A 26,472-nucleotide genomic window follows, 5' to 3' on the forward strand; every position below is an offset into this window, starting at 1 on the left:
ATCAACAGGCTCTAACCAGAGGAAGTCATGCCCCAGCTCGCCCAGCGTGTCGGCCGCGCCAAACCCAGCGCGATCATGGTCATCGCCGAAAAGGCCAGGCAGCTCAAAGCCGCCGGCCGCGACATCATCAGCTTCTCGATCGGCGTGCCGAATTTCCTGCCCGGCGAGCATGTGTACGAGGCGGCGCGCGAGGCGCTCAAGCACGACTCCGGCCAGTACGGCAGCAACCGCGGCGCCGAGCCGCTACTGGATGCCTTCCTCAAGCACATCGAGGCGCTGGGCTTCAGCGGCTACGGCCGCATGAACCTGTCCATCGGCATCGGCGCCAAGCAGGTGCTGTACAACCTGGCCGAGGCGATGTTGAACGAGGGCGAGGAGATCTGCTTCGCCGCGCCGTACTGGACCACCTACCACGACATCGCGGACATCGTCGGCGCCAAGACCAACGTGCTGCACTGCGGTCCGGAACAGAACTACAAGCTGGCACCGGCCCAGCTCGAAGCGGCGCTCAAGCGCAAGCCGAAGGTGTTCCTGTTCAACAACCCGTCCAACCCCACCGGCATGGTCTATACGCGCGAGGAAATCGCCGCGCTGGCCGACGTGCTGGCGCAGTATCCGGACACCTGGATCATCACCGACGACATCTACAACTCGATGGTGTTCGACGGTATCGGCTATCACAACTTCGTATTCGCGCGGCCGGAGCTGCGCGAGCGCCTGGTGTTCGTCGATTCGGTCTCCAAGACCTATGGCATGCCCGGCTGGCGCGTCGGCCTGATCGCCGGCCCCGAGTCGGTGGCCAAGGCGATGACCACGCTCAACTCCAACCACATCACCAGCGTGCCCGAAGTGATCACCGCGGCGGCCGTCGCGGCCTTCGGCGGCCCGCAGGACGTGCCGCGCGCCAAGTGCGCGGAGTTCGCCGGCAAGCGCGACGTGGTGTTCGAGGCATTGAGCGCGATCCCCGGCGTGGTGTGCCCGCGTCCGCAAGGTGCGTTCTATGCGTTCCCGGATATCTCGGTCGCCTTCGGCAAGAGTCACAACGGCACCAGGATCACCAACGACGTGGAGTTCTGCGCGGCCCTGCTGGAAGCCACCGGCGTGGCCTGCGTGCCCGGTTCGGCCTTCGGCGAACCGCGCGCGATGCGCATCTCCTACACCTGTCCCACGGCGCAGCTGAAGCCGGGCCTCGAACGCATCCAGGCCTTCTTCGCGCAGCTGAGCTGATCCATCCGTATCGGTGGGTCTCAAGGGCCCGCCAACACCATTCGGTGGGCCTGCCCACCCGACCATGAAGGAGTGCAAGTGATGAAAGCCCCCGTTCGCGTTGCCGTTACCGGCGCTGCCGGCCAGATCGGCTATGCCCTGCTGTTCCGCATCGCCGCCGGCGACATGCTCGGCAAGGACCAGCCGGTGATCCTGCACCTGCTGGAAATCACTCCGGCGCTGCCCAACCTGCAGGGCGTGGTGATGGAATTGAACGACTGCGCCTTCCCGACCTTGGCCGGCATCGTCGCCACCGACGATCTCAACGTGGCCTTCAAGGACGTCGACTACGCCCTGCTGGTCGGCGCGCGTCCGCGCGGCCCCGGCATGGAGCGCAAGGACCTGCTGGAAGCCAACGGCGCCATCTTCGGCCCGCAGGGCAAGGCGCTGAACGACCACGCCAAGCGCGACGTGAAGGTGCTGGTGGTCGGCAACCCGGCCAACACCAACGCGCTGATCGCACAGCAGAACGCCCCGGACCTGGATCCGAAGTGCTTCACCGCGATGGTGCGCCTGGACCACAACCGCGCGCTGTCGCAGCTGGCCGAGAAGACCGGTGCGCACACCACCGACATCCACAAGGTCACCATCTGGGGCAACCACAGCTCGACCCAGTACCCGGACCTGCACCAGGCCTCGGTGAAGGGCAAGGCCGCGCTCGAGCTGGTCGACCAGGCCTGGTACGAGAGCGACTTCATCCCGACCGTGCAGCAGCGCGGCGCGGCGATCATCAAGGCGCGCGGCGCTTCGTCCGCGGCCTCGGCGGCCTCGGCCGCGATCGATCATATCCACGACTGGGCGCTGGGCACCACCGACGGTGACTGGGTCTCGATGGGCATCCCGTCCGACGGCTCGTACGGCATCGCCCCGGGCGTGATCTACGGCTACCCGGTGACGGTGAAGAACGGCAAGTACGAGATCGTGCAGGGCCTGGCCGTCAACGACTTCTCGCGCGCCCGCATGGACGCGACCGACAAGGAACTGCGCGAAGAGCGCGCCGCGGTCGAACATCTGTTCGCCAAGAAGTAAGCTGCAATGCATCGCCCCCGCCTCGCGCGGGGGCGATCGTATCCGGGGGAGCTTTTTTGCAGACCGTCATCGTCGCCGACGACCATCCGCTGTTCCGCGCCGCGATCCTGCATGGGTTGCGCGAGGCGCTGCCCGCGGCGCGGATGGTGGAAGTGGCCAGCCAGAGTGCGCTGGAAGCGGCGCTGGCCGACGAAGCGGTGATCGACCTGGTGCTGCTGGACCTGGCCATGCCCGGCGCGATGGGTTTTTCCTCGCTGGTACTGTTGCGCGGCGAGCGGCCGGAAGTGCCGGTGATCGTGATTTCCTCCAACGACCATCCGCGCACCGTGCGCCGCGCGCAGCAGTTTGGCGCGGCGGGTTTCGTTTCGAAGTCCGCGCCGGTGGGCACGCTGGGCGAGGCCGTGCACCAGGTGCTCGCGGGCGGCAGCTGGTTTGCCGCGGAGAGGGCCGAACGCAGCGAACAGGATGCCGCGCTGGCGGCGCAGCTGGCGCAGCTTACGCCGCAGCAATTGCGCGTATTGATGCTGCTGGCCGAAGGCTTGCTCAACAAGCAGATCGCCGATCAGCTCGGGCTGGCCGAGAACACCGTGAAGATTCATGTGACGGCGGTGCTGAAGAAGCTCGACTGCCGTTCGCGCACGCAGGCGGCGGTGCTGGCGAAGTCGCTGGACTTGGACGAGTCGCCGTAAAGCGCACACGTAGGTTGGGGTGAGCGCAGCGAACCCCAACAAACCGCTCACGCCGAATGGCGCCACCCGTTGGGGTTCGCTGCGCTCACCCCAACCTACGAGGCTACGATGCGCCGCCGGCCAGCAACATCTGCGACACCAGCGCCCGCAACGCCGCCGGCGCAGCCGGCTTGGGCAGGAAGCGCAATCCGGCTTCCTGTACGCGCAGCCGCGTTTCCGCATCTTTCTGCGCCGACAGCACGATGGTCGGCGGTTGCACGCCCCAGCGTTGCGCCAGCTGCGGCAGCAGATCCAGTCCGGTGACGTCCTCGCCGAGCTGGTAGTCCAGCAACAGCAGGTCCGGCGCTTCGCCCGCGCGGGCAAGCGCGATGGCCCGCTCGGCGCTGTCGACCAGGGTGGCCGCGCAACCCCAATGCCGCAGCAGCGCACCCGTCGCCTCGCGCACGCTCGGCGCGTCGTCGACGCACCACACGCGGCAGCCGCGCAGCGGTGAATCGTCATCCGTCATGACCGAACTCGCTGCGGGCGCGGCGACCACGCCGGCCGGATCGCCATGCGGCACGGTCACCGAGAACACGCTGCCGCGCCCCGGCCACGAACGCAGCCCGATACGGTGATCGAGCAGGCGCGCGATGCGATCGACGATCGACAAGCCCAGGCCGGCGCTGCGCCCATCGCGGTCGATGCCGCTGTCGAGCCGGTGGAATTCCTCGAAGATCGCCTGCCGCTTCGCTTCGGGAATGCCCACGCCGGTATCCCACACTTCGATGCGCAGGCCGTCGTACACGCGGCGACAGCCGAGCAGCACGCGTCCGCGCCGCGTGTAGTGGATCGCATTGGAAAGGAAGTTCTGCAGCACGCGCCGCAGCAGCAGCGGATCGCTGTGCGCGATGGCGTGGCAGGGCACGTAGTGCAGTACCAGGCCGCGCGATTGGGCGAGGATGCCGAACTGCCGCGCCAAGCCGGTGAGCAGCGGTTCCAGCGGCACGTCCACCGGTTTCGCGGTCAACGCGCCGGCTTCCAATCGCGCGATGTCGAGCAGGCTGGCCAGCAGTTCGTCCTGTGCCTCCAGCGCGCTTTCCACGCGGTCGGCCAGGCCGCGATCGTCGCCGCCGGGCAGGCGCGCGCGCAGCACGCCGACATACATGCGCGCGGCGTTCAGCGGCTGCAGCAGGTCGTGCACGGCGGCGGCGACGAAGCGCGTCTTGCTGCGGTTGGCGTGTTCGGCTTCGGCCTTGGCGGCTTCGAGGTCGTGGGTGCGTTCCTCGATGCGCTGCTCCAGTGTGGTGGCGAGATTGCGCAGGTCGCGCGCGGCGGCCTTGTAGGCGGTGATGTCGGCGAAGCTGGTGACGAAGCCGCCGCCGGGAAGGGGATTGCCGCGGATCTCCAGCACGCTGCCGTCGGGGCGCTCGCGCTCGAACATATGGGCCGAGCCGCTGCGCATATGCTCGAGGCGGCGCTGGATCGCCTCGTCCACCGAGCCAGGGCCGAGCCGGCCCAGCCGCGCGTTGTGGCGCAGCACGTCCTCGATCGGCATGCCGGCGCGCAGCAGGCCCGGCGGGAATTTGAAGATTTCCTGGTAGCGCGTGTTCCACGCCACCAGGCGCAGTTCCTTGTCCACCACGCTGACGCCTTGCGGCAGGTGTTCCAGGCTGGCGTTGCGGCTGCCAGCCGCTTCCGCCGCCTGCACCACGCTGTCCTGCGCCGAGCGCAACTCGCCGGTGTAATGGGTGATGAGCCGTTCCAGTTCGGCGCGGCTGTGCAGCCGGTGCTGGATCAGGCGGCGGCGCTGCTGCAGGAACAGCCCCAGCAGGATCAGCGGCGCCCACGCTCCCGCGGCCACGGCGGCGGCCAGGCGCGCGGTGGCGAGGCTGCCGGCGGCGCTGCGCAGCAGATGCAGGGTCCAGCCTTCCAGCGGCAGGTTGAGCGAGGTCCACAGGCGCGTGCCGCGGCCTTCCGGTTCGATGATGCGCACCAGCCGGCTGCCGTCGCCGAGCTCGTCGAGCACGCGATAGACGGTCGGGCGCAGTTGCTGGCCCTCGTACTGGCGGGTGGCTTCCATGCGTGCGGCTTCGTCGGGCTTGAGCGTGGCCAGTTCGCGGAATTCCCATTCGCGCTGGTTGGTGAGGAAGACCACGCCGGCCTTGTCGCTCAGCAGCAAGGTGCCTTCGCCATGCAGCCATTCGCGTTCGAGTTCGCCCACCGGCACCTTGACCGAAATCACGCCGATGACTTCGCCGCGGTTGCCTTTCACCGCCTCGGCGATGAAATAACCGGGCACGTGGGTGGAAATGCCTACCGCATAGAACGTGCCGACGCCGTTGGCCACGGCACCCTGGAAATACGGGCGGAAATCGTAGCGGTGGCCGACGTTGCTGCTCGGCTCGCGCCAGTTGTTGGCGGCGAGGGCGAGGCCGTCGCGGTCGAGCAGGGTGAGCGTCGAGGCGTGCGTCACGCCGTTGGCGTGTTCCAGCTTGAGATTGAGGTAGTGCTGCATGGTCGCGTCGGGCGGCGCGAGCAGGGCGGCGCGCAACTCGGGGTCCAGCGCCAGGGTGCCGGGCAGCACGCGGTAGCGGTCGATCAGCCGCTGCAGGGCCAGCGATTGCAGTTGCAGTTGCTGCGCGCTGTCCTCGGCCATCTTGCCCAGGCTCTGGCGCAGCGCGATGCGGTAGGCGAGCAGGGCGGACAGCGCCATGCCGGCGGCGAGCAGCGCGGCGATGGCGAGGGTCTTGCCGTGGCGGAAGCGGATGGTCATGAAGGAGAACGGCACGCCTCGATCGCGGCGGCGTCCCCGGTCGCGGACGGGTTCAGTCCTCGACAATGCGCGAATGCCGCCGGGTGTCGCGCATGCCTATGTATACCAGCAGGGAACACGCGATGCAGGCGGTGACGTACCAGTAGAAGTAGTCCTCGTGGCCGATCTTCTTGAACCACAGCGCCACGTATTCCGCGGTGCCGCCGAATACCGACAGCGCCAGCGCATAGGGCAGGCCGACGCCGATCGCGCGGATCTCGGTCGGGAACAGCTCGGCCTTCACCACCGCATTGATCGAGGTATAGCCGCTGACGATGATCAGCGCGGTCATGATCAGGCCGAACGCCTGCCACCAGTCGTGCACCTCTTTCAGCGTCGACAGGATGGGATAGGTGAGCAGGGCGCCCAGCTCGCCGAAGCCGATCAGCAGCGGCCGCCGGCCGATGCGGTCCGACAGCGCGCCGAACGCCGGCTGCAGCAAGGCGTAGACGAACAGCGCCGCGGTGGAAATCGAGGTGGCGTCGGCCTTGCTCATCCCGGCCGAGTTCACCAGGAATTTCTGCATGTACGTGGTGTAGGTGTAGAAGGCCAGCGTGCCGCCCATGGTCAGGCCGATCACCGTCAGCACTTCGCGCGGATGGCGCATCAAGGTGCGCAGCGGGCTTTCCAGCAGCTTGGCCTTTTTGAACGAGGCCGTCTCGTCCATGTTGCGGCGGATGATCACCGCGATCACCGCCAGCAGCGCGCCGATCAGGAACGGAATGCGCCAGCCCCAGTCGTGCAGCTGCTCGGTCGACAGCAGGAATTGTTGCAGCACTACCAGCAAGGCCAGCGCGATCAGTTGCCCGGCGACCAGGGTCACGTACTGGATGCTCGACCAGAAGCCGCGGCTTTCGCGCGGCGCCATCTCGCTCAGGTAGGTGGCCGAGGTGCCGTATTCGCCGCCGATCGAAAGGCCCTGCAGCAGGCGCGCCAGCACCAGCAGGATCGGAGCGGCGACGCCGATCTGCGCGTAGCCCGGCGACAGGCCGATGATCAGCGAGCCCAGGCTCATCATGAACACCGACAGCAGCAGCGCCGCCTTGCGCCCGCGCCGGTCGGCGAAGGTGCCGAGCAGCCAGCCGCCGAGCGGGCGCATCAAAAAGCCCACCGCGAAGATGCCGGAGGTATTGAGCAACTGCGTGGTCTGGTCGCTGGCCGGAAAGAACACGTGGGCGAAGTACAGCGAGAACGCCGAATAGACGTACCAGTCGTACCACTCGACCAGGTTGCCGATCGAGCCGCTGAAGATCGAACGCAGGCGCTGTCCCGCCGTGATGGCGGGGGCACGGGTGGCGAGTTCGGCGGTGCTGCTGCTCATGCCTTGCTCCGGCTGCTCAGAAGTACACCTGCGCGCGCACTTCGAGCACGTCGGGGTCCTGCCGCTTGCCCAGGTGGGTGGAGTGGGCCTTGACGTAGTTGGCCTGGAACTTGAAGTGCTGGGTCAGATACCAGTTGGCGCCGAAGGTGAGGTCGTGCTCGCGGCCGCCGCGCACCTTGCCGTCGTCCAGGTCCAGCGCGCTGTAGCGCACCAGCAGCTCCACCGCGCCCCAGGGGTTGCGCGGCTTGATGTTGGCGACGTTGCCGGCGGTGTAGGGGCGCGATTCGCCGGTCAGCACATAGCTGCCGAACAGGTACCAGCCATCGGCCGTGTAGTCGGCCAGGCCGTCGGTGCGCTTGGTGTGCGCCTGCAGGTATTCGCCCTGGAACGAGAGCGGGCCGTCGATCCACAGGCCCTCGAGGCCGAGGCGGCGGTTGCTGTCGACGTGGGTCAGCGTGCCGGAGTCGATCAGCCGCACGGTGGTGAGGCCTACTTCCGGACGCGAGCGCCAGCGCGCGGAAGCGGAGTGATAGGCGCCACGGCCGTCGGTGCTGCCGTCCGGATGCTCCAGCGAGGCGGACAGACCCAGGTGCAGCACGTTGCCTTCCTGCTTCAGCGGCGTCCATGCGGCGCGCGCGGCGACGGTAGTGCCGTCGTTGTCGCCCTGCAGGTCTTCGCCGAAGTAGTAGCCGAGATTGACCAGGTAGGCCGGGCGCTCGTAGGCCCAGTCGACGCCGGTGCGGCGCGTCTCGTACACCGCCTGCAGCGGCAGTGCGATCTCCACGAAGCTGTCATTGCGCGCGCTGGTGACGCCTTCGAAGCCCACCGGCAGCTTGCTGTAGCCGAAGCGCAGCTTGCCGTAGTCCTGGCCGAACAGCCATTTGGTCTCCATCCGCCAGTACACGTCCAGCCACTGCCTGGACTGGAAGTCGAAGTACACCAGCGCGTCCCATTCGCCCTTTTTCTTGGCGGTGAAACCGAATTCCTTGCGGCGGTTGGTGTGCGAGTCCTCGATGGTGTCGCTGTGGCGCACGTCCATCACGTCGTACTGGTAGTTGCCGTACAGCGCCCACTCGGTGCCGCCAGCGGTGGTGTACTTGATCGGCCAGTTGTTGATATCGGCCGCCTGCGCCGCCGGCACGAGGTCCAGCGCGCACAGCACGATTCCACTGAGCGTCTTCATCGGCATGGCTTTCATCGCGACCTCGTCGGAGCAGGAAGGGGCCGGCTCAGCCGGCTTCGGTGAGCAGGGGAGCCGCGTCCGCGGCGGGCGAAGGCGGGCGGCCGTCGAGCGCGGCCTGCAGGCTGGCGTGGTCGAGTTCCTTCTCCCAGTGGGAGACCACCACGGTGGCGACGCCATTGCCGATGATGTTGGTGATCGCGCGAGCTTCGCTCATGAAGCGATCGATGCCCAGGATCAGCGACAGGCCCGCGACCGGTACCGAGGGTACGACCGCCAAGGTAGCGGCCAGTGTGATGAAGCCCGCACCGGTGACACCGGAGGCGCCCTTGGAAGTAAGCATGGCGACCGCGAGCAAGGTCAGTTCCTGGGTCAGCGTGAGCTCCACGCCCAGCGCCTGCGCCACGAAGATCGCGGCCATGGTCAGATAGATATTGGTGCCGTCCAGATTGAACGAATAGCCGCTGGGCACCACCAGGCCGACCACCGATTTGGAGCAGCCCAGGCGCTCGAGCTTCTGCATCAGCGGCACCAGCGCCGACTCGGACGAGGACGTGCCCAGCACCAGCAGCAGCTCGTCGCGGATATAGCGCAGGAACTTGAAAATGCTGAAGCCGGTGGCGCGTGCGATGGCGCCCAGCACCACCACCACGAACAGGATACAGGCCAGGTAGAAGCTGCCCATCAGCTTCAGCAGCGGGCCCAGGCTGTGCACGCCGTACTTGCCGATGGTGAAAGCCATCGCGCCCATCGCACCCAGCGGCGCCAGCCGCATGATCATGCCCATGATGCGGAAGAACACTTTCGACAGTGCTTCCAGCAGGGTCATCACCGGCTTGGCGCGTTCGCCCAGATGGATCATGGCGAAGCCGAACAGCAGCGCCAGCAATAGCACCTGCAACAGATCGCCGTCGCCGCTGAAGGCATCGGTGAAGGTCTTGGGGATCAGGTGCAGCAGGAACGGAACAGTGCCCTGCTCGTGCGCCGCGGTGGCGTACTTGGCCACCGCAGCGGCGTCGAGCGATGCCGGCGTGGCGTTGAAGCCGGCGCCAGGCTTGAGCGTATTGACCACCACCAGGCCGATGATCAGCGCGAAGCTCGACACCACTTCGAAATACAGGATCGCCTTGACACCGACGCGGCCGACCTTCTTCACGTCGGACACGCCAGCGATGCCCAGCACCACGGTGAGGAAGATGATCGGGCCGATCAGCATCTTCACCAGCGAGATGAAGCCGTCGCCGAGCGGTTTCATCGCTACGCCGGTTTCCGGCGCGTAATGGCCGATCAGCCCGCCCGCGACGATCGCGGCCAGCACCCAGAAATAGAAGTGGCGGAAAAACGCAGGCATGACGGCATCCCGGTGGAGGGTGACCGGGAGCTTGTCAGGCGGGGGGCGGGGGGCAAATAACACATACCGGCTAGTCGGCCGGTCCGCCGGCGTAGGTTGGGGTGAGCCGCAGGCGAACCCCAACGTTGCGGGGCGTGCGCTTGGCTATGTTGGGGTTGTCACCCCAACCTACGGGAACAGCTGGTACGAGAACGTCAGGTCGTAGCGCGTGTGCCGCGCCAGGTTGTCCTGCGTCTTGTCACCCACCGGCTGCGCGGCGGAGATGTCCACCGTGTAGTGCTTGCCGTCGGTGAGGCGCAGGCCGAGCGCGGCGGTCTGCAGGCTGTCGGCGGCCGGCCGCGAGCCGTTGAGGTAGACGCGTGCGGTCTGGCCGAGCACATAGGGTGTCAGCACGGTCACCCACTTCGAGCTCAGCTTGAACGGCCGGTTGAGTTCCAGCGACGCGCCCCAGCCGCTGTCGCCGGACACCGCACCCGGATCGTAGCCGAGCGCGAAGCGCGGGCCGCCGAAGCTGATCTGTTCGGCGGAGGGCAGGCGATAGTGGCTGTACTGGCCCACCACGCTGGCCACGGTGACCAGGTGCGCCGGCCAGGTGTCGCTCTGCATCGCGTTGAGGTTGTAGCGGGTGAAGCGCACGTCGGTGGGATTGGCCACCAGGGCGCCGGGGATATTGGTGAGGCCGCGGCTGCCGGCGCCGAGCATGTCGAAGCCCTGGGCGATGCCGATGCCGAGCTTGCGCGAACGCTTTTCGCCGACCTGGGTGAAGTCCAGTTCGCTGTGCAGCACGCGCACGTCGTTCTTCAATTCCAGCTGCGCACCGTTGACGAGGTTGCGGTACTTGTCGTTCTGGTTGGAGCCGTACAGGCCGCCGCCGAGGATCAGGCTGCGCGTATTGCCCAGCAGCAGCGGATAGCTGAGGCTGAAGTCGAGGCGGTCCTGCGACAGGCGGTGGCGCAGATAGGAAGGCAACTGGCTGTCGGTGTCCGGATTGCCGTAGTAATGCGAGGCGTTGAGGCGAGCCATCAAGCCGCTGGAGCCGAGCATCTGCGCATAGCCGGCGCTGTAGAACTGCTGCTTGCCGCGGCCGGGCGGGTACAGCACCGAGCCGGTGAGCTGCTCCGCCAGGGGCGTCATGCCGTTGAGCGTGCCGGCGAAGATGCCCTGCACGCCGGGGTGGTTGGTATCGATGCCGGTGCTCACGTCGTAGCGCTGGCGCTTCACCTTGAGCTTCAGGCGCGTGGCGCCGTCGGTGGTGGTGGGCGCGGCGACGTCCGCATCGATCTTGGCCCCGGGCAGCATGCCGAGCGTCTGGATATAGCGCTCGAAGGTGCTGCGGCGCAGGGGGCGGTCGGCGGTGATGTGGCTGGCGATGGCGCGGATCTTCCGCTCCATGTTGCCGGGCGCGCCGGCGATGTCCACGGCGGCGACGTAGCCTTCCACCACGTTGACCTTGACCACGCCGTCCTGGAAGTCCTGCGCGGGAATGAAGCAGAACGACAGCGCGTAGTCGTGTTCCTGATACAGCTTGGTACAGGCATTGGCCGCGGCGACCAGGTCGGCGATGCGCACCGTCTTGCCGGTGAGCGGCTTGAACAGCGCGGCGACCTGCGCGAACGGCACGGAATGCACGCCGTCGATATCGATGCGCGTCGGGGTGAGCGTGAGCGCCATCAGCGCGGCGAGCTGGTCGTTGCGCTGCTGCTCGACGTTGAGGGTGACACTGGGTTGCCGTACGGGCGTTTCCACGCGCGGCAAAGTCTGCAGGGGATTGGGAACCGGAGGACGACTCTGTGCCCAGCCCGTGGTCGAGGCTGCGGCGGCGGTGGCGAACACCAACCATCTCCTCATGCGCTGACGCTCCTTCGTGTCGCTGGATCTTCACTGCACACGGCCAGTGTGCAGCGAAGCGATGCCTCATGCGAAGAGGCGGCCCTGCGGCCGCCTCTCCGTTGCCGCTTACTTCTTGTGCAGCAATCCGCCTAGCAGGCCCCCGTTGTTATTGGAGGAACTGCCGCCTGAGTTGGCGCCCAGGCCCGACGTCACGCTGCCCACCGTGCCGGTGAGCGTACCGACCAGGCCGCCCAGCGGGTTGCTGGCGCCGGACGTGCCGCCTGCGGCACCGCCGGACACGGCCCCGGTGATCGGCGCCGTCACGGTGCTCACCAGGCCACCGAGTGCACCGAGCCCGCCGAGGCTGCCGGTGCCCGCCGTGGCATTGCTGCCCAGCGGTACGGTGGTGGCGCTGGCCACGGTGTTGACCACATTGCTCAGGCCCTGGGTGACCGGTGACAGCGGACCGTTGACCGTATTGGTCACCGCGCCGCCCAGATTGGTCACACCGCCGCCCACCTGGTTCACCGCCGAAGCGAGCGTATTGGTCAGCGGGCTGAGGCCGGACAACTGGCCGCCGCCGAGGCTGGCGACCACGCCGCCTACGCCATTGGCGGTGGCGCCCACGCCGGCCACCACGCCGCCGGTGCTGGCCAGGGTCACGCCGACCGGGTTGGCGATGCTGCCCGCTTTGCCCAGGCCGTTGCTGAGGCCGCCGCCGAGTGCGCTGACCGTACCGCCGACATCGCTGACGGTATTGCCCAGTGCCACGGTGGTCGGATTGCTCAGGCCGCCCGGCAGGGAAGTGCCGAGCGAAGCGCCGATCCCGCTGAGGCCGTTGCCCAGGCCCGTCGCCGCGCCGCCGCCGGCCGTCGAGACGGCTGCGACCAGGTTGGTCGGATTGCCGCTGCCGCTGCCGTTCTGGCCAACCAGCGCGATCGGCGTCAGCGTATTGCTCAGCGTCTGCGTCAGCTGCTTCGGCAGGCCGGTGGCGAGCTGGCCGTTGAGGCTGGTGTCGAGCTTGCTCACGTCGGTGCCGACGGTGGAAACCACGTTGCCGACCAGCGACGTGATCGGCGTGATCGGCGAGCCCTGGAACGCGCCGGCCGCGGTCACGGTGCCGCCAAGGCTGGTGACGGCCTGGCCGAGATCGTTGACGGCGCTGCTGGTGCCGAGCACCGTGGTGCCGATCGGATCGCTGGTATTGCCGATCTGGCCCAGCCCGTTCTTCAGGCCGTTGCCGACGTCGACCACGGCATCGCCGGTGTTGGTCACGACACCCGCCAGACCCTGGGTTACCGGGGTATTGCCGAGGATCGTCGTGTTGGGAATCTGCTGGCCGATACCGATGACGGTATTGCCTACCGCCGTGACGATGCCGCCACCGCCGGTCGCGACCGCACCAACCACGCCCGTGGGCGCAGGAGTACCGCCGCCAGTGCCACCACCACCGGTGCCGCCACCGCCAGTGCCACCACCACCGGTGCCGCCACCGCCAGTGCCACCACCGCCGGTGCCGCCACCACCCGTGCCGCCACCGCCCGTGCCACCACCGCCCGTGCCACCACCGCCGGTGCCGCCACCGCCGGTGCCGCCACCGCCCGTGCCGCCACCGCCCGTGCCGCCGCCACCGCCACCGCCGCCGCCCGAACCATCGCCGCCGCCGCCGGAACCGCCGCCATCGCCGCCACCGGCGCCGCCGGGATTCACGACGCCGCCGCCGCCGGATTTATAGGAACTGTGACCTGAGCAGGCCGTCAGCGAAATGCCGGCGGCGAGCATGCAGGAAATCAATAAGGTCTGTTTCAACACGGTGCTCACATGTCGGTTACTCATCGCCATTTCCTCCGAGAAACGCAGCCGAGTGTCTGGTAATAGGCTTCCGGCAGAACACGCGCGCCGCCCGATTCCGTCCTGGATCCAGGCAGTCAATTAATACCGCGGATGTCTTTACCGGATTAGCCACTCCCCTGTCCCAGTGGCATGTGCGCGTCGTTTCCCCATGCCCATCCGAGCACCTCGAACGCGCGTTGCTGGGCGGCCCAGATACTCAGTGAAGAAATGTGAAAATTCCGTGTTAATTAAGGATTATTTTTGATAATCACATGATTTATTTCTCAGTGCTACAAACACATATGTGAAGAACGGGTGGTTGGCATTTTCTATGCAGACAGTTTCTCAATGTTGCTTTTTATTGCATCGTTCTAATAGTCCTTTTGGCTAATTCCAATTAAGCCCATAAGGCCTTTCATTCGGTGCGACCAAGGTCTAGTGCAATCCTTCTCACCGCTTGGGCGAGTCTTGCCTTCTATTCAGCGCGGGCGGATGCGGACATGGATTACGAGGCATTTTATCGGCGCTCGATCGAGGAGCCCGAGGCGTTCTGGGCCGAACAGGCGCGGCTGATCCATTGGCAGGTGCCGCCGCAACAGGTGCTCGATTATTCCCGCCCCCCATTCCGCCGCTGGTTTGTCGGCGGCACCACCAACCTTTGTTACAACGCCGTCGACCGCCATCTGGCCGAACGCGGCGAGCAGCTCGCCCTGGTGGCGATATCGAGCGAGACCGGCCTGACCCGCGAGTTGAGCTATCGCCAGCTCTACCGCGAAGTGAACGTGTTCGCCGCGGTGCTGGCATCGCTCGACGTGCAGCGCGGCGATCGGGTGGTGATCTACCTGCCGAACATCGCCGAAGCGGTGTTCGCCATGCTCGCCTGCGCACGGCTGGGTGCGATCCATTCGGTGGTGTTCGGTGGCTTCGCCGCGCACAACCTCGCGCTGCGCATCGACGATGCGCGGCCCAAGCTGCTGATCGCCGCGGATGCCGGCATGCGCGGCGGCAAGGTGATTCCGTACAAGCCGCTGGTGGATGCGGCGCTGGAGGAAACCGCCGCGCCGCCGCCGCATGTATTGATCGTCGACCGCGGGCTCGATCCGCAGATGACCCGCGTGCCCGGGCGCGACCTCGATTACGCCGAACTGCGCCAGGCGCACGAGCAGGCCGAGGTGCCGGTGGCCTGGCTGGAATCGAACGAGCCGAGCTATCTGCTCTACACCTCGGGCACCACCGGCAGGCCCAAGGGCATCCAGCGCGACGTCGGCGGCTATGCGGTGGCGATGGCGATGTCGATCCGCTGCATCTTCGACATCGCGCCGGGGCAGGTGATGTTTTCCACTTCCGACGTGGGCTGGGCGGTGGGGCATTCGTACAACGTCTACGGGCCGCTGATCGGCGGCGCCACCTCGTTGTTGTACGAAGGGCTGCCGACGCGGCCCGATCCGGGCATCTGGTGGTATCTGTGCGAACGCTACGGTGTGCGCACCATGTTCTCTTCGCCCACCGGTATCCGCGTGCTGAAGAAGCAGGAGCCGGAATGGCTGCGCAAATACGATCTCTCGACCCTGCACTGGCTGTTCCTCGCCGGCGAGCCGCTGGACGAACCGACCGCGCACTGGATCACCGACGGCCTGGGCGTCCCGGTGATCGACAACTATTGGCAGACCGAAACCGGCTGGCCGGCGATCACGCTGATGCCGGGCCTGGACTTGAAGCCGATCAAGTTTGGCTCGCCCGGCCTGCCCGCGCCGGGCTACCGGATGAAGGTGATCGACGAGGCGAGCGGCAAGGAGGCGGCACCGGGCAGCAAGGGCGTGCTGGTGTTCGAACCGCCGCTGCCGCCCGGCTGCCTCAGCACCGTGTGGGGCGACGACGAGCGTTATCTGAGCAGCTACTTCAGCCACTTCAACGAGCTGCTGTATAGCTCGCTGGACTGGGCGATCCGCGACGCGGACGGCTACACCACCATCCTCGGCCGCACCGACGACGTGATCAACGTGGCGGGGCATCGGCTGGGCACGCGCGAGATCGAGGAATCCGTCGCCACTCATCCGGCCGTGGCGGAAGCCGCGGTGATCGGCGTGCACGACGCCTTGAAAGGGCAGGTGCCGGTGGTATTCGCCACGCTCAAGCAGGATGCCGGAGCGCAGGCCGGACAGGTGGCGCACGCCATGCAGCAGCGTGTGGTGGACCAACTCGGCGGCATCGCCAAGCCTTCGCGCATCTATGTGGTGAATGCCTTGCCGAAGACGCGCTCGGGCAAGTTGCTGCGGCGGTCGTTGCAGGCCTTGGCGGAGCAGCGCGATCCGGGGGATCTGTCGACGCTGGACGATCCGGGCGCGCTGGAAGAAATTCGCCGTGCGCTGGAGCGGGGTCCTGACCAGGCGTAGGTTGGGGTGAGCCGCAGGCGAACCCCAACATCACGGCACCGTTCGACACACGAATGTTGGGGTTCGCCTGTGGCTCACCCCAACCTACGCCGGATGCGGGCATAAAAAATCGCCCGCCCGACCAGCCCCCGCCTGTTGGCGTACCGGGGACCCTGCGGGCGGGCGAGCTTTAAACAACCATCAGGCGGCGACGGCTTCCGCTTCGATCACCGGCATGCGGATCAGATGATCGAAGGCGCTGAGCGAAGCCTTGGCGCCTTCGCCCATGGCGATCACGATCTGCTTGTACGGCACCGTGGTGACGTCGCCCGCAGCGAACACGCCGGGAATCGAGGTCTCGCCGCGCGCATCCACTTCGATCTCGCCGCGCGGCGACAACTTCAGTGTGCCCTTCAGCCAGTCGGTATTGGGCAGCAGGCCGATCTGCACGAACACGCCTTCCAGTTCCACGCGGTGGCTCTCGCCGCCCTGGCGGTCGGTATAGGCGAGCGCGCTGACTTTCTGGCCGTCGCCGTGCACCTCGGTGGTCTGCGCGTTCACGATGATCTTGACGTTGGGCAGGCTGCGCAGCTTGCGCTGCAGGACGTCGTCGGCGCGCAGCTTGCCGTCGAATTCCAGCAGGGTGACGTGGCCGACGATGCCGGCCAGGTCGATCGCCGCTTCCACGCCGGAGTTGCCGCCGCCGATCACCGCCACGCGCTTGCCCTTGAACAGCGGGCCGTCGCAGTGCGGGCAATAGGTGACGCCCTTGTTGCGGTACTCCTGCTCGCCCGGCACGTTCATGTTGCGCCAGCGCGCGCCGGTGGAAAGGATCACCGTCTTGGACTTCAGCGTGGCGCCGTTGGCCAGCTTCACTTCGAACAGGCCGTTGGGGTCGGCCGGGGCGACCAGTTTTTCGGCGCGCTGCATGTTCATCACGTCCACGTCGTACTCGTGCACGTGCTGCTCCAGCGAGGCGGCCAGCTTGGGGCCCTCGGTATAGGTGACCGAGATGAAGTTCTCGATCGCCATGGTGTCCAGCACCTGGCCGCCGAAGCGCTCCGCCGCCACGCCGGTGCGGATGCCCTTGCGCGCGGCATAGATCGCTGCGGCGGCGCCGGCGGGGCCGCCGCCGACCACCAGCACGTCAAATGGCTGCTTCGCGTCGATCTTCGTGGCGTCGCGCTGGGCGGCGCCGGTGTCGAGGCGGGCGACGATCTGCTCGATCGTCATGCGGCCCTGGTCGAACGCCTCGCCGTTGAGGAACACGGTGGGCACGGCCATCACCTGGCGCTCGTTTACCTCGTCCTGGAACAGCGAGCCGTCGATGGCGACGTGCTTGATGTTGGGATTGATCACGCTCATCAGGTTCAGCGCCTGCACGGTGTCCGGGCAGCTATGGCAGGACAGCGACATGAAGGTCTCGAAACGGTATTCGCCTTCGAGGTTGCGCACTTGCTCCAGCAGTTCCGGCGCGGCCTTGGACGGATGGCCGCCGACCTGCAGCAGGGCCAGCACCAGCGAAGTGAACTCATGGCCGAGGGGGATGCCGGCGAAGCGCACTTCCACGTCGGTGCCCACGCGGCTGATCGCGAAGGAGGGCTTGCGCGCGTCGTGGCCGGTGCGGCTGAGGCTGACCTTGTCGGACAGCGCGGCGATGTCTTCCAGCAGTTCCGACAGCTCCCTGGAGGCGGCGCTGTCGTCGAGGGAGGCCACCAGCTCGATCGGGTGCGTGACCTTTTCGAGGTAGGCCTGCAATTGGGTCTTCAGATCGGCGTCCAACATGGTGGTTACTCCGCTGTATCGAGGAATTCGGGGTGAGCGCCACGAGCACCTGGCGCAGGCCAGGCGTCGCGGGACAGCTTGTATGGCGAGGCTTGCTTGTTCGGGAACGGACCCGGCGGGACGCCGGGTCCGAGGCGGCCCGAAGAGGCGGGCCGCAGATGACGGCAAAGCGCTGGCTTAGATCTTGCCAACCAGATCGAGCGACGGCTTCAGGGTCTTTTCGCCTTCCTTCCACTTGGCCGGGCACACTTCGCCCGGATGGGAGGCGACGTACTGCGCGGCCTTGACCTTGCGCAGCAGCTCGGAAGCGTCGCGGCCGATGCCGTTGTCATGGATCTCGCACAGCTTGATCTGGCCTTCCGGATTGATCACGAAGGTGCCGCGCAGGGCCAGGCCTTCTTCTTCGATCATCACGTCGAAGTTGCGCGTGATGGTGCCGGTCGGATCGCCGATCAGGGTGTACTGCACCTTCTTGATCGCGTCGGAGGTGTCGTGCCAGGCCTTGTGCGCGAAGTGGGTGTCGGTCGACACGCCGTAGATCTCGACGCCCAGCTTCTGGAACTGGGCGTAATGGTCGGCCAGGTCCTCGAGTTCGGTCGGGCACACGAAGGTGAAGTCGGCCGGGTAGAACACCACCACGGACCACTTGCCCTTCAGGCTGGCGTCCGTCACTTCGACGAACTTGCCGTCTTTGTATGCCTGGGCCTTGAACGGTTTGATTTCGGTGTTGATCAACGACATCGGTGCTTTTCCCGTGTAGTGGTGGTTGGAAGCCGCAAAGATTAGCGCCGGCAACAGGATTTATCTAATCGATTGTCGGGATGGTGATGATAGGCGGTGGCTATCGACAGCCGGCGCCGGCGCAAGACCCGCAGTCTGCGCAGCTCATCGTGACAAAACCGCGAGCCTGGATCAGGCGTCGGCGGTGCCGGGGTTGCCGGTGCGTGCGTCCACCACGGTGGCGGTGACCAGGTCGCCGCCCACGTTCACGGTGGTGCGCAGCATGTCCAGGATGCGATCCACGCCCAGCACCAGGCCGATCCCGTCCGGCGGCACGCCGAAGGTGGCGAGCAGGCCGGCGATCAGCGGCATCGAGCCGCCGGGGATGCCGGCCACCGCCACCGCGCTGAGCACCGCCAGCAGCATCAGCACGCACTGCTGGCCCAGCGCCAGCTCCACCCCGAACGCCTGCGCCACGAACAGCACCACGCAGCCTTCGAACAGCGCGGTGCCGCTCATGTTCATGGTCGCGCCCAGCGGCAGCACGAAGCCGGCGGTGCTGGGCGAGAGCTTGAGTTCGTCGCGCGCCAGCGCCAGCGAGGCGGGCAGGGTGGCGCTGCTGGAACTGGTGGAGAACGCGGTGATCAGCGCCGGCCGCACCTGGCGGAAATAAGCCAGCGGCGCGCGGCCGGCCAGCAGGCGCAGCCACAGCGACATGGTGCCGAACAGATGCAGCATCAGCGCGAACGCGCAGCCGGCGGCGAACACCGCCAGGGTGAGCAGCGCGTCGATGCCGATCTTGACGATCACGCTATAGATCATCGCCGGCACCGCGATCGGCGCCAGCCGCAGCGCGAAGCCGACGATCCCGGTCATCAGCTCGCTGACCAGGTCCAGTCCGGCCTGCAGCTTGCGCCGCTTGTCCTCGTCCAGCACGGTGGCGGCCGCACCGACCAGGATGGCGAACAGGATCAGCGGCAGCACGTCGCCCAGCACGCCGCGCTCGTGCCCGACGAAGGCGCCGAACAGATTGCGCGGCATGAACATCTCGACCAGGGTGGCCAGGCTCATGCCCGGCTGCTGTTGCTGGCGTTCCACCGCGCGGTGCGCGCTGCCGCCGTACTCCTGCATCAGCCGCTCGCGCGAACCCGGTTCCAGCTGATGGCCGGGCTGCAGCAGGTTCATCATCAGCAGGCCGAGCGCCACCGCGATCAGCATATTGGCCGCGAACAGCGCGAAAGTGCGCCCGGCCAGCGGCCCGAGGCGGCCCAGCCGGCCCAGTTGCGCTACGCCCGAAGCGAGCGAGGCGAATACCAGCGGGATCACCACGAAGAACAGCAGGCGCAGGAACACCTGCCCGAGTGGATCGAGCACCGCGCTGGCGAAGGCCTGCATCGCCTTGAGGCTGGCCGGATGGAAGCGGCCGATGGCCAGCGTGAGCACGGCGGCGACGACGCCGGCCAGCAGGCCCTGGAGGATGCGCGTGGCGAGTCGGTTCGAGGTACTCATGCAAGCAATGTAGGTAGCCATGCGGCGCCCGGCGATGCGCAAACCGACGGTTGCGGTACCCGATTGGCGCGATCTTTGACGCGCTGCAGCAAGGGGTGGGCCGGCTCGGCGCGCTAAAATCGCCGCTTTACGCGGAGGCTCCATGACCCAGCACGCATCCCCCGGCGCCCGTTTCCGCGCCGCCGTCGCCCAGGAACAACCGCTGCAGGTGATGGGCGCCATCACCGCCTACGCCGGCCTGATGGCCAGGCGCGTGGGCTACCAGGCGCTGTACCTGTCCGGTGGCGGCGTCGCGGCCAATTCGCTGGGCGTGCCGGACCTGGGCATCTCCACCATGGAAGACGTGCTCACCGACGCGCGCCGCATCGTCGACGCCACCGGGCTGCCGCTGCTGGTGGACATCGACACCGGCTGGGGCGGCGCCTTCAATATCGCGCGCACCATCCGCTCCTTCATCAATATCGGCGTGGCCGCGGTGCATATCGAGGACCAGGTCGGACAGAAGCGTTGCGGCCACCGTCCCGGCAAGGAAGTGGTGCCGAAGGAAGAAATGGTCGACCGCGTGAAGGCCGCGGTGGACGCACGCACCGACGCCGGCTTCGTGATCATGGCGCGCACCGACGCCGCCGGTTCCGAAGGCGTCGATGCGGCGATCGACCGCGCCTGCGCCTATGTCGAGGCGGGCGCCGACATGATCTTCCCGGAAGCCATGCAGAGCCTGGACGACTACCGCCGCTTCAAGGCCGCAGTGAAGGTGCCGATCCTGGCCAACCTTACCGAATTCGGTTCCACCCCGTTCTTCACCACCGACGAGCTGCGCAGCGCGAACGTGGACATCGCGCTGTACTGCTGCGGCGCCTACCGCGCCATGAACAAGGCCGCGCTGAACTTCTACGAGACGGTGCGCCGCGAAGGTACGCAGAAGAACATCATCGACACCTTGCAGACGCGCGAGCAGCTGTACGACTTCCTCGGCTACCACGCCTACGAAGACAAGCTCGACGCGCTGTTCGCCAACCAGAAGGGCTGATCCCCCAGGCCCGGTTTCCCCGGCCGTCGCGCGGCATTCGCACGGGACGGCCACGTTGCATGCATTGAGGAGAGGTATCCGATGAGCGAGCAAGTTCTTCCCAAGGCCAAGAAATCCGTCGCCCTGTCGGGCGTGGCCGCGGGCAACACCGCGCTGTGCACGGTCGGCCGCAGCGGCAACGACCTGCATTACCGCGGCTATGACATCCACGACCTGGCCGCCAAGGGCTGCTTCGAGGAGGTTGCCTACCTGCTGGTGCACGGCGTGCTGCCGAACTGGGCCGAGCTCAATGCCTACCGCGCCAAGCTCAAGCGCCTGCGCGGCCTGCCCGCGCCGGTGAAGAGCGCGCTGGAGCTGCTGCCGGCTGCCACCCATCCGATGGACGTGATGCGTACCGGCTGCTCGGTGCTGGGCACGGTGCTGCCGGAGAAGGACGACCACAACCTCACCGGCGCGCGCGACATCGCCGACCGCCTGATGGCCAGCTTCGGTTCGATCCTGCTGTACTGGTACCACTTCAGCCACAACGGCAAGCGCATCGAGACCGAGACCGACGACGAGTCGATCGCCGCGCACTTCCTGCACCTGCTGCACGGCAAGAAGGCCAGCGAGCTGCACGCGCACGCGCTGGACAAGTCGCTGGTGCTGTACGCCGAGCACGAGTTCAACGCGTCGACCTTCACCGCACGCGTGATCGCCGGCACCGGTTCGGACATGTACTCGGCCATCACCGGCGCGATCGGCGCGCTGCGCGGTCCCAAGCATGGCGGCGCCAACGAAATGGCGATGGAGATCATTGCGCGCTACCGCAATGCGGCCGAGGCGGAAGCGGATATCCGCGCCCGTGTCGAGCGCAAGGAGATCATCATCGGCTTCGGCCATCCGGTGTACACGGTGTCCGATCCGCGCAACGAGATCATCAAGGAAGTCTCGCGCAAGCTGTGCACGGAAGGCGGCAACCCGACCCTGTTCGAAGTGTCCGAGCGGATCGAGAAGCTGATGTGGGAACTGAAGAAGATGTTCCCCAACCTCGACTGGTTCTCGGCCAGCGCGTACCACATGATGGGCGTGCCTACCGCGATGTTCACGCCGCTGTTCGTGATCGCGCGGACCTCCGGCTGGAGCGCGCACGTGATCGAGCAGCGCGAGGACGGCAAGATCATCCGTCCGAGCGCGAATTACACCGGCCCGGAAGACCAGGCCTACGTGCCGATCGAAAAGCGCTGAGCGCAGGTCGCTGAGCGGTGAAGAAAGGGAGCCTGCGGGCTCCCTTTTTTTTGTTCCTGGCGTACGGCTTTTCGCACGTTCTTGCGCTCGCGTCAGCATCGTCTGCGACCGGTGAAGAACCTGCGGCCTTCCATTCACCTCGGTTGTACGCGCGAGTCGCAGCAGGCGATCCGCATTCGGTGTCAACTTGCCCGGCCATTTTGGACGGCCATTCGCGCGGCCTGTCTTCGCACACGCAGCCGCGTGCGTCGAGGGCGCGCTCCATGCCAGGACGGCTTTCATCCAAACCGTCATCAGGAGTGTGCGACCCATGAATAGATTCATCGGAAGAACGCGCCGGAGCTGGATCGGCGCATCGCTGATCGCCGTGTTGTCCGTGCTGGCCGTGGCCGGAGGCGCGCAGGCGGCCGAGCAGGCTGCGCTGAAGCCCGACGCCGCCCTCACTTCGGTGGGAACGATGGAACAGCAGTTGCGTCCGCAAGGCGTGCCAAGCAATTTCGTGGTGACACCCAATGGCTATTTCGATCCTTCCTGCGTGCAGGAAGTGCGTGAGGGCGAGGAGCTCAACCAGGACGGCAAGATCCGTCGCGTCGACGGTTCGCTGCGCAAGCCGGCGCTGTGCGGCCAAGCGCATTTCGCGCTCAACGGCACGCGGATCGAACCGAACGGCCTGGTGACCTTCCCGGCCGCGCACAATCCCACCATCAACGGCTGGGTGATCGACACCAACTATTCCAGCAGCGTGGCGATCGGCCGCATCGTCGCCAGCTGGAAGGTGCCGAGCAATCCGACCACCTCCGCCAGCCAGGTGATCTATTTCTTCCCCGGCCTGGAACAGCTGCCCAATGTGCAGTCGATCCTGCAGCCGGTGCTGGGCTGGAACGGCTATAACGACCACGTCTGGACCATGGCCAGCTGGAACTGCTGCGTGAGCGGCACCACGTACCACAGCTCGCCGATCAACGTGTCGGTGGGCGACAGCATCACCGGCGACACTTATTCCAACTGCGCGGCGGGCGTGACCTGCTCGACCTGGAAGATCGCGTCCAAGGACGTCACCAAGGGCACCAGCACCACGCTGACCACCAACCCCTATGCCACGCTGAACTGGGTCTTCGGCGGCGTGCTCGAGGCTTATGGCGTCAGCAGCTGCAACCATTACCCGAGCAACGGTTCGATCGCCTTCACCAGCATCAAGGTCTACAACCTGAACCAGGTGCAGATCGCCAACCCGCCGTGGACCAAGGACTTCCCGGTCGGTTCGACCACGCCGCAGTGCAACTACGGCATCACCGCCACGACTTCCGCCACCACCCTGGTGTACTGAGCCAGCCCGGTGCACTGAGCCAATCCAGTGCACTGAGCCAATATGTCGTCTTCGTTCGCGGGCGCGCCGGTTGCGGCGCCCGCGGATTTTTTTATGGGTTCTTGCGCCGCGTAGGTTTTGTTCGCGGTGCGTGGATGCTTTGTTGCCGATACACAGGCACAGGGCGTAACGCGGCTGTTACAGCGGAGCGAAGCGTCGCTTCGAGCAGGCGGCAACTGGTGGTGCCCAGGTTTTCTCCCGCCGCATCGAGCGGTGCACGCCTGTGCGGCGTAACAGGAGTGATGCAGCCGGGCTCGCTCGGCATTATCGCGTTCAGCGGCGCGTTTGGTTTCCAGGCTTGCAAGTGATTGACTCTGCGCGAAGATTTCGCGCAGCAGGAAACTGCGTCAGTGGGTGGCATGCAAGTTGCCACGTCTGGAAGCCGCGTAACTCGGCGTACCAGGGGGCCACTGTTCCGTAGGAGAGAGTCCATGCGCAAGACACTTATCGCCACGGCAATCCTGCTTGGCATCGGCTTGACGCTACCCGCCATGGCAGACGACAACTCGACCAACTCGCACAACAACAGCTCGACGCATACCCGTACCAATTCGAGCCAGGGCAACGATCGCAACAACATGGGCGATGCGAATGCATCGGCAGTGGGCGCGGCATCCGCCAACAACGGCGGCACGGCGACCTCGGCGGTCACCAACTCGTTCAATAACAGCAAGGCAGTGGCGGTCAGCCGGCTCGACGGCACGGTGACCGATATCCAGGTCAGCGGCATCGGCAACGTCGCGCAGAACTGGGGCAACGCCAACGGCGCGCGCGGCGGTTCAGGCGGCGAGGCCTATGGCGGCGACGGCAACGGCGGCAGCGGCGGTTCCGGCGGCGGCGGCGGCAATGCGCATGCGCGCAGCGGCGGCGTGGGCGGCAGCTCGGGCAACAGCGGCGGCGCGCTGGCGGGCGCGGGCGCCTGGGGTGGTGGCAGTGATGGCGACAACTCCGGCGATTCCAGCGCGGATGCCCGCCGCCACAGCACCGGCGGTACCTCGACCGGCGGCAGCGGCGCGTGGGCCGGCGGCTCGGCGACGGGTGGCACGTCGACGTCGACCAGCGGCAGCGCGACGGCGACCGGCGGCGCCAGCGGCGCGGCCGATGCGACCGCGGGCGCGGGCGGCATGGGCGGCGAAGGCGGTGCGGGCACCGGCGGTGGTGCGGCCGGCGGCGCTGGTGGTGCAGGCGCGGCGGGCGGTGCGTCGTGGGCCAGCGCCGGCAGCTTCGACATGTCCAACCACATGGAAGGCGCCGCGGCAGCGGCGGCGGGCGTGACGGTGATGGCGCAGAACAGCGGCGTGGCCGCGCTCACGCAGCAGAGCGTGAACGTACAAGCCAACCTCAACGTCGGCCATTGACGTGCAACCGCGTGGCGGGGCTCGCGCCCCGCCACGTTCGCGCAAGGGAGAACCGCCATGAGGAAGAACGCCACCGATATGTTCGGGGCCGCATGCGGCGTGGCCGTAGCGTGCCTGTGCATGACTGGCCTGGCGCGGGCGCAGTCGTCGCCCGCTTATCTGTCCGCGTCGCCGACGGCGACGTATCGCACGGCCGCGGCGCCGCATGCGGACGAGGTCAACGGCTTCGGCGCGAGCGTCGATAGCAAGGTGCTCGCCGGCTTGAGCGGCGGCGCCGACGTGAGCGCCAAGATGACGCTCAATGGCACGGTCAGCAACAACCACGCCGACGACGTCGTGACCGGTTACAACTCGATCAGCGCAGGCTCGTTCCAAGGCGCCTCCGGGGTGCCGATGGTGATCCAGAACACCGGCAACAACGTGCTGATCCAGAACGCCACCATCATCAACGTGCAGTTCCGGCCGTAGCGCCATGAAGCCATGGCTGCCGGTACTGCTGCTGTCCGCGCTGTGCTGGCACGGCGCGGCGCAGGCCGCGTCGATCCCGGTGCCGGGCGCGCAGGGGCAGGGCATCAGCCTGCGGCTGACCAGCCTGAAGGAAGCGCGCTTCCGCAACACCATCCGCCAGAAATACGATTTCAGCTGCGGCTCGGCGGCGGTGGCGACCTTGCTGACCTTTCAGTACGGCTATCCGGTCGACGAGCAGGCAGCGTTCGCGCAGATGTATGAGCACGGCGACCGCGCCAAGATCGGCAAGGAAGGCTTCTCGCTGCTGGACATCAAGCGCTATCTCGCCGCCAACGGTTTCGACGCCGACGGTTTCGAGGTGCCGCTGGACAAGCTGCAACAGGAACGCCTGCCGGCGATCGTGCTGATCGACGAGCGCGGCTATCACCATTTCGTGGTGGTGAAGGGCTTGCTCTACGACCGCGTGCTGATCGGGGATCCCGCGCTGGGCACGCGCTCGCTGCCGCGCGTGCGCTTCGAGGCGATGTGGAAGAACCGCCTCGTCTTCGTCATCCACAACCGCCGCACGCTGGCGGTCTTCAACAGTCCGTCCGACTGGCGCGCCGCGCCGCTGGCGCCGCTCGGCTCCAGCATCGACCGGCGCGGCCTGGACGGCATCACCATTCCCAAGCGTGGGCCGGGGGACATATGAGCATGCGCATGCTTCGCACCAGCCTGTGCCTGGCGCTGCTGGTTTCCACCGCCCTGGCGGCGCCTCGGGCGTACGCGGACGAACCTGGCGTCGCGCAGTGGACGCCGGTGAGCGAGGCGCGCCTGGATGCCGCGCGCGGCGGTTTCGATCTTGGTGCGGGCCTGATCGCCTCATTGGGGCTCGATCGCGTGGTGTACGTCGACGGCACTTTGGTGACTTCGACCCATCTGCAGATCCCAGACGTCGCGCACCTGACGCCGGCGCAGGCCAGTGCGTTGTCCAGCGCGATCAACACGGCGGCGGTGGTGCAGGTCGGGCCCGGCAACCGTGTCGACCCGGCCGCGCTCGGCCAGAACGCCGCGACCACCGTGGTGCAGAACACGCTCGACAACCAGCGCATCGCGGCGATCACCACGCTCAATGTGTCGGTGAACACGCTGAGCGCGTTTCGCAGCCTGAACCTGGGGCAGAGCCTGCAGTCGGCCTTGGCCAATCCGCTGGGCCGCTGACGGAGTGCGCGGATATCAAGTGCGTGCATATCAAAAGAAGGGGAGAAGCAATGATCAGGGTCCATGGAACCAGACATGATCGGGCAGGGGGCACGGCATCGCGCGCACGTTGCAGCTGGCGCCACGTCGCCGCAGCGGCGGGCT

General features: G+C 66.9%; 20 protein-coding genes. 11 read left to right on the top strand and 9 right to left on the bottom strand.

The annotated features are described in order from the left end of the window. Positions 1-27: 27 nt before the first annotated feature. The 3 genes from AB4083_RS00990 to AB4083_RS01000 all read left to right on the top strand — a co-directional run bounded on the left by AB4083_RS00990 (position 28) and on the right by AB4083_RS01000 (position 2,984). Positions 28-1,227, top strand: coding sequence for a pyridoxal phosphate-dependent aminotransferase (locus AB4083_RS00990; protein WP_441605886.1), 1,200 nt, complete (start codon positions 28-30; stop codon positions 1,225-1,227). Between the two features lie 81 nt (positions 1,228-1,308). Then, entirely contained in the window at positions 1,309-2,295 is a 987-nt protein-coding gene (locus tag AB4083_RS00995; protein ID WP_441605887.1) for a malate dehydrogenase, read from the top strand. Between the two features lie 56 nt (positions 2,296-2,351). After that, complete coding sequence (locus tag AB4083_RS01000) at positions 2,352-2,984, top strand: LuxR C-terminal-related transcriptional regulator (RefSeq protein WP_441605888.1); 633 nt, start codon at positions 2,352-2,354, stop codon at positions 2,982-2,984. A gap of 103 nt (positions 2,985-3,087) precedes the next feature. On the opposite strand, the gene AB4083_RS01005 is transcribed toward AB4083_RS01000, so the two are convergent. From AB4083_RS01005 to AB4083_RS01030, 6 genes are all read right to left on the bottom strand, one after another. Beyond that, positions 3,088-5,739 carry a hybrid sensor histidine kinase/response regulator gene (locus tag AB4083_RS01005; protein WP_441605889.1) on the bottom strand — a complete coding sequence of 884 codons (2,652 nt, stop codon included), beginning with the start codon at positions 5,737-5,739 and terminating at the stop codon, positions 3,088-3,090. Positions 5,740-5,791: 52 nt separating this feature from the next. Further along, positions 5,792-7,099 (bottom strand): MFS transporter, encoded by a 1,308-nt coding sequence (locus AB4083_RS01010; RefSeq protein WP_441605890.1) that lies wholly within the window; start codon positions 7,097-7,099, stop codon positions 5,792-5,794. Positions 7,100-7,115: 16 nt separating this feature from the next. Continuing rightward, the gene (locus AB4083_RS01015) at positions 7,116-8,288 is read right to left on the bottom strand and encodes an OprO/OprP family phosphate-selective porin (RefSeq protein WP_441606459.1); all 1,173 of its coding nucleotides are present in this window, start codon (positions 8,286-8,288) and stop codon (positions 7,116-7,118) included. A 40-nt stretch (positions 8,289-8,328) separates the two neighbouring features. Next, on the bottom strand, positions 8,329-9,630 hold the full coding sequence (locus AB4083_RS01020) for a dicarboxylate/amino acid:cation symporter (RefSeq protein ID WP_441605891.1): 1,302 nt from the start codon (positions 9,628-9,630) through the stop codon (positions 8,329-8,331). Positions 9,631-9,798: 168 nt separating this feature from the next. Beyond that, positions 9,799-11,478, bottom strand: a complete 1,680-nt coding sequence (locus AB4083_RS01025) for a ShlB/FhaC/HecB family hemolysin secretion/activation protein (protein ID WP_441605892.1) — start codon at positions 11,476-11,478, stop codon at positions 9,799-9,801. Positions 11,479-11,586: 108 nt separating this feature from the next. After that, positions 11,587-13,296 carry a collagen-like triple helix repeat-containing protein gene (locus AB4083_RS01030; RefSeq protein ID WP_441605893.1) on the bottom strand — a complete coding sequence of 570 codons (1,710 nt, stop codon included), beginning with the start codon at positions 13,294-13,296 and terminating at the stop codon, positions 11,587-11,589. A 497-nt stretch (positions 13,297-13,793) separates the two neighbouring features. Between AB4083_RS01030 and prpE the strand changes: the two genes are divergently transcribed. Continuing rightward, on the top strand, positions 13,794-15,686 hold the full coding sequence (gene prpE, locus AB4083_RS01035; RefSeq protein WP_441605894.1) for a propionate--CoA ligase: 1,893 nt from the start codon (positions 13,794-13,796) through the stop codon (positions 15,684-15,686). A 180-nt stretch (positions 15,687-15,866) separates the two neighbouring features. Here prpE and ahpF read toward each other — a convergent pair whose 3' ends face one another. The 3 genes from ahpF to AB4083_RS01050 form a co-directional block, all read right to left on the bottom strand. Then, positions 15,867-17,450, bottom strand: a complete 1,584-nt coding sequence (ahpF, locus tag AB4083_RS01040) for an alkyl hydroperoxide reductase subunit F (RefSeq protein WP_441605895.1) — start codon at positions 17,448-17,450, stop codon at positions 15,867-15,869. Positions 17,451-17,627: 177 nt separating this feature from the next. Further along, complete coding sequence (gene ahpC / locus AB4083_RS01045; protein WP_441605896.1) at positions 17,628-18,191, bottom strand: alkyl hydroperoxide reductase subunit C; 564 nt, start codon at positions 18,189-18,191, stop codon at positions 17,628-17,630. 171 nt (positions 18,192-18,362) lie between these two features. Further along, a complete protein-coding gene (locus tag AB4083_RS01050) occupies positions 18,363-19,679 on the bottom strand; it encodes a dicarboxylate/amino acid:cation symporter (protein WP_441605897.1) in 1,317 nt (438 codons plus the stop codon). Between the two features lie 142 nt (positions 19,680-19,821). Between AB4083_RS01050 and prpB the strand changes: the two genes are divergently transcribed. The 7 genes from prpB (at position 19,822) to AB4083_RS01085 (ending at position 26,328) form a co-directional block, all read left to right on the top strand. Further along, positions 19,822-20,709 (top strand): methylisocitrate lyase, encoded by an 888-nt coding sequence (prpB, locus tag AB4083_RS01055; RefSeq protein WP_441605898.1) that lies wholly within the window; start codon positions 19,822-19,824, stop codon positions 20,707-20,709. 81 nt (positions 20,710-20,790) lie between these two features. Then, positions 20,791-21,936, top strand: a complete 1,146-nt coding sequence (prpC, locus tag AB4083_RS01060) for a bifunctional 2-methylcitrate synthase/citrate synthase (protein ID WP_441605899.1) — start codon at positions 20,791-20,793, stop codon at positions 21,934-21,936. Positions 21,937-22,246: 310 nt separating this feature from the next. Next, positions 22,247-23,263 (top strand): hypothetical protein, encoded by a 1,017-nt coding sequence (locus AB4083_RS01065; protein ID WP_441605900.1) that lies wholly within the window; start codon positions 22,247-22,249, stop codon positions 23,261-23,263. A 470-nt stretch (positions 23,264-23,733) separates the two neighbouring features. Then, positions 23,734-24,660 (top strand): hypothetical protein, encoded by a 927-nt coding sequence (locus AB4083_RS01070; RefSeq protein WP_441605901.1) that lies wholly within the window; start codon positions 23,734-23,736, stop codon positions 24,658-24,660. A 57-nt stretch (positions 24,661-24,717) separates the two neighbouring features. Continuing rightward, positions 24,718-25,128 carry a hypothetical protein gene (locus AB4083_RS01075; RefSeq protein ID WP_441605902.1) on the top strand — a complete coding sequence of 137 codons (411 nt, stop codon included), beginning with the start codon at positions 24,718-24,720 and terminating at the stop codon, positions 25,126-25,128. A gap of 4 nt (positions 25,129-25,132) precedes the next feature. Continuing rightward, on the top strand, positions 25,133-25,819 hold the full coding sequence (locus AB4083_RS01080) for a C39 family peptidase (RefSeq protein WP_441605903.1): 687 nt from the start codon (positions 25,133-25,135) through the stop codon (positions 25,817-25,819). Positions 25,820-25,827: 8 nt separating this feature from the next. Beyond that, a complete protein-coding gene (locus AB4083_RS01085) occupies positions 25,828-26,328 on the top strand; it encodes a hypothetical protein (protein WP_441605904.1) in 501 nt (166 codons plus the stop codon). Positions 26,329-26,472 lie beyond the last annotated feature (144 nt).

It is taken from the genome of Dyella sp. 2RAB6 (assembly GCF_052115385.1).
Classification (GTDB): Bacteria; Pseudomonadota; Gammaproteobacteria; order Xanthomonadales; family Rhodanobacteraceae; genus Dyella_D.